Here is a 14,126-nt window from a genome sequence, read left to right as displayed (position 1 = left end):
CGATCAAGGGTAGTTGACGGGAGGCGGAGGCGGCTCGGGCAACGGGATGAACTCCTCCTCGTCGCCCGGCACCGTGTCGAACCGCGCCGCCTTCCAGTCGGCCTTGGCCTGCTCGATGCGGTCCTTGCGCGAAGAGACGAAGTTCCACCAGATATAACGCGGGCCGTCCATCGGCTCGCCACCCAGCATCATGAACCGGGCGTTGCTGCGCGCCTTGATCGTGATGCGGTCGCCGGGACGGAACACGAGAAGTTGGGCTGGCCCGAACACATCTCCCGCGATCTCGACCTCGCCGGAGACCGTATAGATCGCCCGCTCGTCATAATCGGGATCGAGCGGCACCGAGGATCCGGCTTGCAGCACCACATCGGCATAAAACATCGGGCTTGAGGTCGTCACTGGAGAGCTTGCACCGAGGATGGAACCGGCGATCACGCGCACGGTCTTTCCATCGCCGTTGAGCACAGGCATGTTGCCCGCATCGTAATGGACGAAGCCGGGCGTCGTCTCCTCATCCTTGGCGGAGAGAGCGACCCAGCTCTGGATGCCGAAAAGCTTCGAGGCCGTGCTGCGCAGGTCCTGCGGCGTGCGCTCGGAATGCACGATGCCGCTCCCCGCCGTCATCCAGTTGAGTTCTCCGGGACGGATGGGCAGCTCCGTTCCGAGCGAGTCCCGATGCATGATCTCGCCGTCGAACAGGTAGGTCACGGTGGACAACCCGATATGCGGATGAGGCCGCACGTCGATGCCCGATCCGAGCAGAAATTCGGACGGGCCCATCTGATCGAAAAAGATGAACGGGCCAACCATCTGCTTCTGCGCGGAGGGCAAGGCGCGGCGCACCTCGAAGCCGCCGAGATCGCGCGCACGGGGCACGATTACGGTTTCAATCGCCTCGCACGCAAGCTTGTCGCCGGGCTTCGGATCATCGGCGGGATTCCAGCTCATGAGGTTGCCTCCTTGCCTGTTCGGCTCTGTGGATTGCTCATAATGGGCAATTGAGAAGACGGTATGTTCATAAAGAACGGCGAGAAGGGCAATCAAGCACCCTCCCCGCCCTGGTCATCAGAGCTTCTCGATCCACGCCTTCGCCAACGTCACGTCGGCCTGCGACAGCCCATGGCCCGTCGGCAGCATGTGGTGCTGGACGATCGCGCCATCGGCTTGCAATTGTGCAGCCAGCTGCTTGGCGTTCTCCGCCGGGATGATCGGGTCCGACGTGCCGGAGGTGATCAGCACCGGCTTGCTGGTGAGATCGGCGGAAGGCGCATCCTTCAGCGGCACCATGGCCCTGAAGAGCGCAGCACCTGCCAAAGCTTCCGGCCGCAATTGCAGCACGGCGGCCGCGATGTTCGCGCCGTTCGAGAAGCCGACCGCGATGGGCGCAGGCAGCTCGTACACCTCCCGCAGGTCGGCGATGAAATCTGCGAGCTCGTTCGCGCGCAGGCGCACATCTTCCTCATCGAACACGCCCTCAGCCAGACGGCGGAAGAAGCGAGGCATGCCGCCTTCCAGCACCTTGCCACGCGGCGATACCAGCGCCGAGCCGGGCGAGATCATGCGCCCGAGCGGCAGGAGATCGTCCTCGTTACCGCCGGTGCCGTGCAGCAGCAGGAGCGGCGGACGGCCCGGCTCGGAAGCGGGAACGAAACGGTGAAGGAACGAGAGTTCGTTCTTGGTGGTCATGGGAACCTCGGATCGGGGCTTACCCCTGCTAATTCGATAGAACCCTCGCCGCCCACAACATGCGGGCGGCGAGGTGAGAAGGATCGCGTCAGGCCACTTTGGGCAGAATGTCCTCGATGGCCCCGCGGCTTTCTTCCAGGAAGTGCGGAAGCTTCAGCTCCTGGCCGAGAGATGCCGCGGGCTCGTCGACCGCGAAACCGGGAGCGTCCGTCGCGATCTCGAACAGCAGGCCTCCAGGCTCACGGAAGTAGACGGCCCGGAAGTAATCGCGGTCCTTCTGTTCCGTGGTGTGGATGCCGTGGTTCTCGGCAAGCCGCTTGACCATCTCCGCCTGCACCGCATCGTTCTCCGCACGGAAAGCGATGTGGTGGACGCTGCCCGCGCCGGGACGGCCCCGCAGGAAGCCGCCGGCCTCACGCAGATCGATGATGCCGCCGAGCGCCGTATCGGCCGCCTTGTAGCGGGTGAGCGTCCCCTCGCGGGCAATTTCCGTGAAGCCGAACACGTCTGTCAGGATCGCACCGGTCGCAGCCGCCTTGTCCAGCAGCAGGCTGGCGCTGTGGAAGCCGCGGATCGCATGCTCGGCGGGAACGTCACTTGTTGTCCAGGCAGGCTCGTTCTCGATACCGGGCACTGCCACCAGCGCCAGACGCATGCCGTCCGGATCCTTGAAGGACAGAACGGTTTCGCCGAAGCGCTTCTGCGGCAGCTCATGCGGCGCGTGGTTTTCGATGAGGCGCTGCGTCCAGTACCCGACGGAGCCTTCCGGCACGCGGAAGACGGTCTCCTGCGTCTCGCCGACGCCGAGACGGCCCGGAGCCGCATGCTCCCACGGAAAGAAGGTCAGGATCGTGCCGGGCTGCCCGGCCTCATCGCCATAATAGAAGTGATAGGTGCCGGGATCGTCGAAATTGACGGTCTTCTTAACCAGGCGCAGCCCGAGCGTATTGGTGTAGAAGTCGAGGTTGCGGCGGGCAGGACCTGCGATGGCCGTGATGTGGTGAATGCCGTTCTGACGCATTGTCGTATCCTCTGAAAACGGGGCATCGCCGCCCCGTGTTGCATCAGAGATAAGCCGATCCGAGCAAAGCGCTATCCCACTTTCATTGCATAGACGCAATATAAATACTGCAATTTAGTAAAGTTCATTGCATTATTGAAATAACGCGCTTTTGGCCAAAGCCGAATTTCGGACTCGATGGATCCATCAATAATCTACAGACGCCCTGCTCACGAGTAGCCTCGACCATGCCGCCAGTCTCTTTCCTGAGCCTGAGCAGACATGGCGTCCCTCGCAGACGGTCTTTGGTCGCTCAATATTCCATCTCGAAGCCGAGACCGACTGACGTCGCTCCGTCTGCCTCGACTGCGCCTTGCGCCTTAAGACGGCGGGTCAGGTCCACATCCACCGTGACGCCGCTGTCCTCCGGCCGAGCCCCCGCGCGCACGCCGACACGGACATTGTCGCTGATGTAGCGGGAGACGCCGACCGTAGGATCACCGCTCGCACCGAGATTGATGTCGAGCCCATCGACACCGAGCGAGCGGCGCAACGCTTCGAAGGCATCAGAGCCGGTCCCGCCGGAAAGCTGAGCTACTGTCTGCGCGAGCTGGAGCGCTTGCCCGGCGGAGAGACCACCGGATGGACGCTGGAACAGAACCCGCGACAGGATTTCGTCCTGCGGCAAATCGGGGCTGGAACTGAAGATGAATTCGGGCCGCGATGCAGGTCCGGTAACACCGATACGCGCCGTCACATCACCGGCCTGCGTTTCAGCGAGGAAATCGAGGGAGGGCGTGAGGTCGCCGGTGAAATCGAGGCGACCGCGCACGAACTCGATGCGGTGACCGATGAGATCGAGGCGCCCGCGCCGAAGATCGAAGGCACCGATAGCGACCGGATCACGCGAGGTGCCTTGCAGGCGCAGATCTCCGCCAAGCTCCGCATTGATGCCGCGTCCCCGCACGAAGATGCGGTTCTGCGCTGTGACGGTGAGATCGAGATCGGCGCTGAATACAGGCCCTCTCGAAGTCGAGGCCTGCTGCCGGCGTGCCAGTGCGAGCCGCGCGGCGGCAGCTGGCGGCGGCTCGACATGCTTTGTACCCGGCAGCGGACGCAAGGTGGTCGGCAGGCGATCCGGCACGGAAACATTCATCGTGATGATATTGACCCGTCCCGCGACGCGCGGCCTGCTCAGGAGCGGGCCCGACAAGGCGAGATCGAGATCCGCCGTTGCGTCCACGGTTTCACTCGAGACGAGCTGAGCGCGGCTGCCGGTGATGCGGATATCGGCTGGCATTCCTGCCGCCGGGTCAATCGTCACCTGCCCTCGCGCAGCAATGGAACCTCCATTGCGCGTGGCGGCGCTCAGGCTCTCGATGGTGACGACGCGCCCGCGCGCGGCGAACCGGCCGTTGATGTTGTTCAACTGAACGCCCTGCAGGGAATCCACAAAGCTGCCGCCGGAGAGCACGACCGAACCCTGGACCTGCGGATCGGCGATTGCGCCATTAATCGAGAGATCGAGCGTTGCGGCGCCTGTCACGCGTTGGCCGCCCGTGGAAAGGAAGGCGTTCGCGACAGCCAGATCGGTGCGGCCCGAAACGCGCAGCGCCAATTCACCCGCAGCATCGAGCGGAGCGCTGCCAGCAACACCCAAAGTCCCAAAGCGTCCTGCCGCGACGTCCGCATCGACCGTCGCGCGCTGGTCGGCGATCTGTCCCTTCGCGGAGATCGTGAGAGGCGGGAGACCGGCTTGTCGGGTCTGGGGCGTTGCGAGACCCGCAACGCGCAGGTCATAGCGCCCAGTCAGATTGCTTGCCTCGCCTCTGATCGTGGCGTTGCCGTTCACGCTGCCTGCAAGACCGAGATTTGGCACGGCGATTTCGGCAGCCTGAAGCGGCAGGTTTCGCAAATCGACCGCAAGATCGAAACGGCTGCCGACAGTGCCGGAGACGCCAATCCGCCCCTGGTCCACCGCGATCACCAGGTTGCTGATGGTGGCGACACCGTTCCGGAGTGAAATGCTTGTGGGCTGAGCCAGGGCGAGGCGCCGGTTTCCGCGCCGCGCATTGAAGCTGGCGAGATCGATGCGGATGGCTTCGCCCGGGACCACTGTTCCCTCCGCGTCGAGATCGAACCCCTGCCCCATCGCGGAAGCGATGATGCGCGATGCATTGGGCGTGCCTTCAGCCGTGAGGCGCACTGTCCTGAAAGTCTGGCCGCCAACATTGAGCGCATCGGCCTGGACATTGCCGTCGATCACGGGCCGGGCATAGAGATCCAACACGGAAACGCGGGCCACGAAGTCCCGCACCGCGACATTGGCCGCAGCTACACGGGAGCCGTTGGCGACAACGGAAGCATTCTGGCGGCCACCCTCGGCGCTCAGCGAAATCTCCGCGTCGATTTCGCCATCGAGCTTGGTCAACACAAGCGGCGTGAGATCATCGAGATTGCGGGCCGACAGCGAAACCTGCCCCTGCGCCAGCTGGTCCGCACCGAGACGCAGATTGCCGTTCAGGGCGACTGAGCCAATAATGAGATCGAGCCGATTCAGAAGCCAACCGCCATCCGTGGGCCGAGCAAGATGAAGGCTGCCTGTTGCGGGTTTGTTGTCGACCTGACCTTCAAGCGTCACATCGGCATCGAGCACGCCGGTTACATCCTTGGCGTTCACATTGAGCATAAGGCGCGGAACCGGACGATTGAGTGCGCGCAGATCGGTGAGTGTCGCCGTTGCGTTCACATCGGGCCGCTCAAGCGAGCCCGTCAGGCGCGCCGCGATATTGGCCCGGCCTGCGGTGATACGCGGGTCAACATGCCGGAGCTCGTCGATGGTGATGTCGAGGCCCAGAGCGGCGGCGCTTTGCGTCGCGCGGCCATCGATGCGCGCATCGAGATGAGCGCCTTCAAGACGGAAGTTCTCGAAGGCAAAGCCTCCGGGGACACGGCGCATGATGCCGTTGGCCGTGACCGAGCGGCCCAGGAGGCCGTCGAGCGCCGGTGTTCCTGTCGAGAGTTCCCGCAATTGTGCATTCACGTTCGCCGCGATGTCGGAGCGTCGTGGGTTGCCGGTGAGCCCCGCCGTGACGGAGGCGGAACCACGCAACGTTCGGCCAGTGATGCCCGAGAATGGGGCAAGCGCTGGAATTTGAGCCTGGAGGTTGCCCTCTAGAACCATCGGCCCGACCCGGCCTGTAAAGCTGGCCTGAGCCGTCGATGTTTCGAGGCGGGCATTGTCGACGCTGGCAACACCATCGCGGTCGAGGGTGCCGTTGGCACTCAGCGCCAGTGTCGATCCCAGCGCGCGGGCGAGAGCCTTGTCGGCGGGCTGAATGCCGCTGGCGCGCGCATCCACCGCGAAGGAGAAGCGGTCGGGCAGAGCCGCATCGTTGACCGGATTCATGGTGACGCGTGCGGTCAAGGCATCGAGCGCGCCCTGCGGCAGCCGCACTCCGGCGGCATCGAGCGAACCGTTGATGCGAGGAGCCGTGAGCGTGCCCTGCACGGTCCCGTCAAAGGTCAGGCGACGGATCTCGGCAGAGCCCGCGCGGGTCGTCGTGCCATCGGTCGGCAGAGCACGGGCCTGCAAGGTCAGATCGAGAGCCTGCCCCGCACTGACCGTACCCTCCAGGTCGAAACTGGCGACATTCGACGTGATGCGAACCGGCTGGAAGCGCAGAGCGCCATCGTCGCCCACCGTCACATTGCCGACGAGCTGCGTGACGCCTGAGAACACGGGCGAGACGGGCGCCGGCAGAAGCCCCTCGATCCTCGCATCGAGGTTGGCGGCAACCTGATAAGCAGCGCCGTTACGCCTGACGGTCGTAGTGCCGGCTGCACCAATGGTCGGTCCCGCCCCAAAGTCGAGCCGCGCCGCGAAGTTGCTCATGGGGCCGTTACCGGCGAGCTTCAGGTCCACAGGCGGCAGCCCCGGCAGGTTGAGCAGGCGGGCGGCGATGCCGCCTTCCGGCTCCTGATGGCTCAGGTCGAGCGCCAGGCTGTTGGTCTGCGGCACGTAATTGAGATTGATCGCCAAGCGCCCGGCCGCATCCAGGCGCTGTGCCGTGAAGTTGAGCTTCAATCCCTCCGCGGGATCGCCGAGATTGGCCGAACCTTCCGCCGAGAGCCGTGCGGGCGTGCCGAGTATAGGCTCGCCCAACGCGAGTTCCTTCAAAAGGAATTGCTCGACGATCACCTTCACCGGCAGCTCGGGGAAAAGCGGCTCGTCGGAGACCGCAGCCTTCTCCTCTTCCGTCGAGACGGGTTTTCGCGACACCTGCAGACGGTCGATTTCGAGTTCATTGACCTCAAGACGCCCACGCAGCAACGCCGTTCGCGTCCAGACAAGGCGAGCACGGTCGAGTGTCAACCAGACGCCATCGCGGTCGGCGATGCGTACATCACGGATGATCGCGTTCGACGACAACGCTCCGTCGATACCGCCGATGGTGACCTGTGTGCTCGGGGTCGACAGCAGGCGCGAGATCAGGTTCGCCAGGGCGCTCTGGTCGCTTTGCGCACGGCTTGGAGAGCCGGATGCCATCCAGAGAACGCCAAGCGCCACAACCAGGGCGGCGGCAACGAGGATAAGGGAACGGCGCAATGTTTTCATGGTCAGAACGCCTGTCCAATGCCGATGTAAATGGCGAAGGATCGGTCATCCCCCGGCTCGCGGCGGATGGGCTTGGCCACATCGAGGCGGATCGGGCCGATGGCCGTGTAGTAGCGCAGACCCAAGCCCGCTGAAACGCGGATGGAGTCGTCGAAATCCGGATAGCTCGATTCGAACGCCGTTCCTGCATCGATGAAGGGCACGATGCCGATCGTGTCCGTGATCTTGATCCTTGCCTCGAGAGACCCCTCCAGAAGGCTTCTTCCGCCGATAGGCTCACCCTCGAATTTGGGGCTCAAGGAGCGATAGGCGAAGCCGCGCACGGAGCCGCCGCCGCCCGCGTAAAAGCGTCGGTTGGCCGGAATATCCTCCAGGTCGGAACCGACGATGGAGCCGAGGCCGATACGGCCGGCGAGCACATAGCGGGATTCCTCATCGAGCGAGAAATAGGTGGACGCCGTACCCCTCGCGATGGTGATGGGAACTGAGGAGCCCAGAAACTCGGGGTACGGCGCGACGGACGCGAGCAGCTTGATGCCGCGTGTCGGATCGAGCGGGTTGTCCGTGGAATCGTAAGTGACGGAGAGCGGCAGGCCCACGAGCGTGTAATCGATCTGACCGAGAATGTCCGAAGCCTGGCCCTTCTCGTACTCGACGCCACCCTGGATCGAGAAACGCTCGTTGAAGCGATGGCGGATGCCTGTCGTGACATTGACGCGACGGCTTGTATAGCTCTCCGTGCGGTCGCGCTCGGCCATGGCATCCGCGAGGAAATCGTTCCGCGTTCCCCAGAGCGCGGGTTTCAGGAAACTCGCGGTGAAGCGCCCTCCGAGATCGTTCCAGTCGAAGTCCTTATTCTTGTCGTTGTCCGGGATGCCGCCATTCTCGGTGAGGTAGAAGACGCTGCCCTCCAGCCTCAGTCGCTCGGCGCCGCCGAAGAGGTTGCGGTGCGCCCAATAGGCCCGGACCGCAGGACCGTCGGTAGTGGAGTACTGCACCGAGGCGCCGATCACGCGTGGCGGCCGCTCGGTGATATCGACGAAGAGCGGCAGGTTGCCATAGGCATCGAGCGTATCCGCCTCGCGGATGCGGACGGAAGAGAGCGCCTCGATATTCAGGATCGACTTGCGCATCGAGGCGAGGGTTGCAGGGGAATAGGGATCGCCCGGATCGGTATAGATGAACGAGCGCACCACCGCCGGATCGACGCCTTCCGCGCCCCGAACCGTGATGGCGCCAATGCCCGCAAGCGGACCCGCATCCACCGCCACGGTGATATCCATGACCTGAGACGGGTGAGTGACGACCGGATCCTGCCGCGTCACCTTCGCGAAAGGACGGGATTGGGCGCGGAAGTGATCGACGATACGCGCTTGGGCGGCGACGATGTCGGCACCACGCGCCGGATCTCCGGACTTTATACCGAGGGTGCGAGGCGGCAACTCTTCAGGCGGAAAGGGCTGGCCCGTCCTTGCATTCAACACCGTGATGTTCCGCAGGACGAATTGCGGGCCGGGATCGACGATCACCTGAACCGGCACGAGCGCCCGCGCGGAATAGGCTGACGCTGCCCGGATCGCCGAGGCCGAGCCCGGCTGTTGCAGGGATAGCGGCACTCCCGCGACCGAGATGGCGACGCGGGCATTGTAGTACCCTGCCCCCCACAAAGCATCGGTCAGGCGCGGAAGATCGGCCTCGGCGCGGCGCACCAGGGACTCGGCATCGGGTGGGGGATCGTCCGTCAGGCTGCGGAGAGTCGAGGCATCCTTGAGAGTTTGCTGCAAACTCCGCTCATTGCCCGTAACGGTGAAGTCCAGGGAGTAAGGAAGCGTCGTCGCATTCGGCGGCGGTGGCGCATCCTCGCCGCCACCGAAAAGACCGAAGAAATCAAACGCAATGGCCGGCTGAATCGACAAGCCACCGGACAAGAGTCCTGCAAGGACGACCAATGCGGAATATTTCCTGGTTCCCGACCATACCCTTTGAGCCACGTTTCCCCTAACTACTCGTTACAAATTTTGACCTAGAGCATCGTGCGCAAAAGTGGACCCGGTTTTGCGTGCGAACGATGCTCTCTTCAGAGAGTGAAAGCATCGGCTCAACCCAAAAAGCGCAAATCCACTTTTTGGTCCGATGCTGTAGGCAATGCCCAAGACTTCGCGTCCAAATAGGGCGAAATCGCGGTCGGGCACCTACTCTTCGCCACAATCCACATCCCGTAGGATCATTCAAGCGCAATGGCCGCAATGTCATATTGTAACTATCAATAGGCGGGGGGCTACCTAGCGCAGCCCTGTCCTCGTGCCATCCGACCGGGGTGATGTCGCGCTAACGTGATTGTCCCATCATGAGACGGTCTGGATGGGTGAAGACCTCAAATGAATTGCCACGCGCAATCGCCACCAATGTGATGCCGCAGCTCTCAGCAACCCGCACAGCCAATGCTGTCGGCGCCGATATGGCAACGAGGATCGGTGTTCCCATGCGGGCCGTTTTCTGCACCATCTCAACCGAGACACGGCTCGTCAGCAGGACGATCCCATTGGAGCATTCCTCTGAAGCTCCCGCCAAAGCTCCAGCGAGTTTGTCGAGGGCATTGTGCCGGCCGACATCTTCACGGATGGCGACGATGCCCTTCTGCGGTCTCCAGAACGCAGCGGCATGAATGGCGCGCGCCTCGCGGTTGAGACGCTGCGCGAGGGAAAGGTCCATCATCGCTGTCGATATGGCATCCGCAGACAATCTGAAATCGCTCACGACGTGCTGAACGGGCCGCGCTGCCTCGGCCAAGGATTCTACCCCGCACAGGCCGCAGCCGACAGGCCCTGCCAACGCGCGCCTTCGCACCTGATAAGCTTGCGCGCACCGATCGGAAAGCCGCATCCGGATCTCGCAGCCGCTCTCATGGTCCACAACCTCGATGGATACCAGATCGGCGGGATCGGAGATGACGCCCTCAGAGAGGCTGAATCCGTAAGCGAAATCCTCAAGGTCGGAAGGGCTGCCCATCATGACCGCATGGGTCGATCCATTATAGGTAAGCGCGATGGGCGTTTCCTCCGGCACCGTGCGCTCGCCTGCGGATGAGACAGCCCCGACCACGCTCACTCGCGGCAACCGAATGACGGGCGGTTGATGCATCGTCATTCGGCGGCCTCGGTAGGTTGTTCCTCGGCAAGTGAAATGCGGATCGGGATCGACTTCGCAGCCGGCACCTTGCTCTTGTCCGCATGATGCCACACGGGGATCAGCGGATTGCATTCCGGATAATAGGCGGCGCAGCAGCCTTCGGGGATGTTGTAGGGTACCACCCGCAATCCCGACACTCGGCGTATGACCCCATCATCGACCGCGGTCGTGAGCGTGACGATGTCGCCTTCCTCGAGATTGAGGCGGACGATGTCGTCGCGGTTCATGAAAATGATCATACGTGTGCCCTTGACCCCCCTGAAGCGATCATGGAGGCCATAGACGGTCGTGTTGAACTGGTCATTGGACCGCACGGTCATCAGTTTCAGGATGTTGCGGTCCGTCTCCGCAATCCCGAGATCCTCTTCGAGGCTCTTCGGCTTGATGAAATTGGCCTTTCCGGTCTTGGTCTTCCACTTGCGCTCGCGGGCCGCGACGGGACGGTGGAAGCCGCCGGGTTTCCACATGCGCTCATTGAAGCCACGAAAATCATCCGGGTAGGTTTCCTCGATGGCATCCCTGACGAGCGCGTAATCGGCCACCCATTCATCCCAGGGGACGCGCGGGTTCGGCGTCAACGTCGCCTTGGCAAGCTCCGCGACAATCCGAGGCTCGGACAGAAGTTCGGGGCTCGCAGGCTTCGCGATGCCCTTCGAGCCGTGAATGCAGGCTGTGGAATCCTCCACGGCGACCGCTTGCGGTCCGGTCGCCTGCTCGTCGATTTCGATGCGCCCAAGGCAAGGAAGGATGTAGGTGATCTCGCCGGGAATAAGGTGATTGCGATTGAGCTTCGTGGAGATTTGGACGGACAGGCGAATATTGGCCCAGTTATTTTCCAAAGCGGCCGTTTCCGGCGCCGCCCGCACAAAGTTTCCACCGAGCGCAACAAAGGCCTTCACCTCACCTTTGATGATGCCTTCGCAGACTTCCACCGTGGTCATGCCCTTCCAGCGCGGCGGCTCGAAGCCGTATTGCTCCTTGAGCTTGTCGAGAGGTACGAGTTCGGGCTTTTCCGAAATGCCGACCGTGCGCTGCCCCTGCACGTTCGAATGGCCGCGCACGGGACAGATACCGGCTCCAGGCCTGCCGATATTGCCGCGCAGGAGAAGCAGGTTCACGAGCATCTGCACATTCTCGACGCCCGCCTTGTGTTGGGTCAGGCCCATGCCGTAGATGCCCATGGCGGAATTCGCCCGGGCATAGGTCGTGGCCGCGGCCTCCAGAGCGGTGCGGGACAAGCCGGAGCGGCGTTCCAGTTCCGGCCATGAGGCCTCCCGGGCAGCCTTCGCGAATTCCTCGAAGCCGTGAGTGTGCTCGGTGATGAAGGCGTGGTCGAGCACCGGATCCTTGCCTTCCGCCCGCGCCCTGTCATCGGCCTCGATCAGGATCTTCGCCAGGCCCATCAGAGCTGCGATGTCGCCGCCGATCTTCACCTGGTAATATTGAGACGAGATACGCGTCTCCGCGCCGGTGAGCATTTCTGTCGGCGCCTGCGGGTTGGTAAACCGCTCAAGACCCCGCTCGCGCAGCGGATTGAATGCGATGATGGGGACGCCGCGCTTCGAGGCCTCCTGGAGAGGATGCAGCATGCGTGGGCTGTTCGTTCCCACGTTCTGCCCGAAGAAAAGAATGCAGTCGGTCTTCTCGAAGTCATCGAGGGTGACGGTGCCGATAGGCACGCCGATGCTCTCCGGCAGGGCCACCGAAGTGCTCTCGTGGCACATATTGGAGGAATCCGGCAGGTTGTTCGTGCCGTAGAGCCGCGCGAACAACGCCCACATATAGGAGGTCTCCAAGGATGCGCGCCCGGAGCAATAGAGTACTACCTCACGCGGGTCGAAAGCCTTCAGCTCATGCCCGATCTCGCGGAACGCGTCTTCCCAGCTCACGGGAACGTACTTGTCCGAGGCCGCGTCCCAACGCACGGGATGCGTGAGGCGCCCTGCTTCTTCCAGCTCGTGGTCGGTCCATGTGCGCAATTCGGAGAGCGTATGCTTCGCGAAGAACTCCGGCGTCACACGCTTGGTGGTGAGTTCCCATGCCGTCGCCTTGGCGCCGTTCTCGCAATATTCGAAGGGATGCGGCTCGGCTGGCTTGGCCCAGGCGCAGCTCACACAGGCAAAACCGTCGGGCTTGTTCTGCTTGAGGAGGATCGCGTTGCCGCTGACGAGCCGTTTCTCCTTCGCCAGGATGCTCTCGACGGATCGAACGGAACCCCAGCCGCCCGCCGGGCCGGTATAGGGCTTGATCTTCGGTTCGTCATTCATGCCGGTCGGGCTCCCCTCGCCGCATAAGCGGAGATCAACTTAAATGATGACAATGATCGGGAAGCCTGACCGTTCCAGCGAAGCCGGATACTAATCCCATACGGCGTCCGGCAAGGCGTCGAGAGGGATCTTGAGATAACGCTTCCCATTCTCCTCCGGCGCAGGCAGACGTCCGCCTGCCATGTTCACCTGAAGGGCATGCAGGATCAGCTTGGGCATCGGCAGCTTCGCATCCCGTTCCTGGCGCAGCGCCACGAACTCATCTTCGCTGCCGGCCTTCTGAAGATGGACGTTTTCTGCCTTCTGCCTGCCGACCGTACTCTCCCATGCGGGAGCGCGTCCGCCGGGCATGTAATCATGCCCGTGAAAGAGCCGCGTATCGTCCGGCAGGCTGAGAATACCTTGGATGGTACGCCACATGGCTCGCGGATCTCCACCCGGAAAATCGCAACGTGCCGTGCCGAAATCGGGCATAAAAAGCGTGTCATGGATGAAGGCGGCGTCTCCAATCACGTAGGTGATGGATGCGAGCGTATGTCCGGGGGAGAACAGGACACGCACATCCATCGAGCCGATCTGGAAAACCTCATCATCCGCGAAAAGGCGGTCCCATTGCGAGCCATCCGTGGCATAGGCATCCGGAAGATTGTAGATTTTCTTCCAGAGCTTCTGCACATCCACCACTCGCTCACCGATGGCGGCCTTCGCGCCGGTCTTGTCTTTCAGATATGCGGAGGCCGAAAAATGATCCGCATGAGGATGCGTGTCCAGAATCCACTCGACGGTAAGATTGTGATCGCGCACGAAGGCCAGCAGAGCGTCGACCGACCAGGTGGCAACCGATCCCGACTTCTCATCATAATCGAGAACCGGATCGATGATGGCGCAGCGCCGTGTTCCGGGATCGGTCACGACATATTGAACGCTGCATGTGCGCCGTTCGAAGAAGGCATCGACTTGAGGTAGGCTTTTGGGCCGCTCCTCGACCGGATGAGTTGAAGGCGCTGTGCTCATGACCCTCTGATCTTTTCACGAATCCGCGTCCGGCGCCTGGCGATTGCCGGATGTCCGACAAGTATCCTAATCGGGATCGTGGCTGAGGCACAATCCGATATTGGGCCTCTGGGCCCTCCAACCTTTTGGACATGGCGAGATGGCCTCATTATCCAAGATCGATCCAGCGGCGATCATGCCCTCCACCGGCTTCCCATGGACAGGGTTGCGCCGTCACCTGCATGAAACGATGACGCGGCCATGCGTCTGTCGTCTCCGCGTCGAAATCAGGCTCATGTGCCGGGGGACGAGGCTATTCTTGAATGAGAGCGCAGTGAAGGCGCGCAAAGGGATAGCCTAGCGTTAGATCTCA

7 protein-coding genes and 1 pseudogene are annotated in these 14,126 nt (G+C 62.6%); all 8 read right to left on the bottom strand.

All coding sequences use genetic code 11. From position 1 onward, the window contains the following. Nucleotides 1–3: 3 nt before the first annotated feature. Entirely contained in the window at nucleotides 4–948 is a 945-nt protein-coding gene (locus AB4Y85_RS00205; RefSeq protein ID WP_441982835.1) for a pirin family protein, read from the bottom strand. A 117-nt stretch (nucleotides 949–1,065) separates the two neighbouring features. Further along, complete coding sequence (locus tag AB4Y85_RS00200) at nucleotides 1,066–1,686, bottom strand: alpha/beta hydrolase (protein ID WP_441982834.1); 621 nt, start codon at nucleotides 1,684–1,686, stop codon at nucleotides 1,066–1,068. An 88-nt stretch (nucleotides 1,687–1,774) separates the two neighbouring features. Next, nucleotides 1,775–2,707: a ring-cleaving dioxygenase gene (locus AB4Y85_RS00195; RefSeq protein WP_441982833.1), complete on the bottom strand. Its 933-nt coding sequence runs from the start codon at nucleotides 2,705–2,707 to the stop codon at nucleotides 1,775–1,777. A 292-nt stretch (nucleotides 2,708–2,999) separates the two neighbouring features. Further along, nucleotides 3,000–7,304, bottom strand: a complete 4,305-nt coding sequence (locus tag AB4Y85_RS00190; protein WP_441982832.1) for a translocation/assembly module TamB domain-containing protein — start codon at nucleotides 7,302–7,304, stop codon at nucleotides 3,000–3,002. A 2-nt stretch (nucleotides 7,305–7,306) separates the two neighbouring features. Next, the gene (locus tag AB4Y85_RS00185) at nucleotides 7,307–9,220 is read right to left on the bottom strand and encodes an autotransporter assembly complex protein TamA (RefSeq protein ID WP_441982831.1); all 1,914 of its coding nucleotides are present in this window, start codon (nucleotides 9,218–9,220) and stop codon (nucleotides 7,307–7,309) included. Between the two features lie 412 nt (nucleotides 9,221–9,632). Continuing rightward, nucleotides 9,633–10,451 carry a formate dehydrogenase accessory sulfurtransferase FdhD gene (fdhD, locus tag AB4Y85_RS00180; protein WP_441982830.1) on the bottom strand — a complete coding sequence of 273 codons (819 nt, stop codon included), beginning with the start codon at nucleotides 10,449–10,451 and terminating at the stop codon, nucleotides 9,633–9,635. Further along, on the bottom strand, nucleotides 10,448–12,760 hold the full coding sequence (locus tag AB4Y85_RS00175; protein WP_441982829.1) for an FdhF/YdeP family oxidoreductase: 2,313 nt from the start codon (nucleotides 12,758–12,760) through the stop codon (nucleotides 10,448–10,450). Before AB4Y85_RS00175 ends, fdhD begins: the two co-directional genes overlap by 4 nt. A gap of 90 nt (nucleotides 12,761–12,850) precedes the next feature. Then, nucleotides 12,851–13,726: pseudogene (locus tag AB4Y85_RS00170) on the bottom strand (MBL fold metallo-hydrolase); the annotation flags it as partial. Nucleotides 13,727–14,126 lie beyond the last annotated feature (400 nt).

Origin of the sequence: Microvirga sp. 2YAF29, from assembly GCF_052114605.1 — a bacterium.
GTDB lineage: Bacteria > Pseudomonadota > Alphaproteobacteria > Rhizobiales > Beijerinckiaceae > Microvirga.
This window is presented reverse-complemented; position numbering and strand designations above follow the sequence as displayed.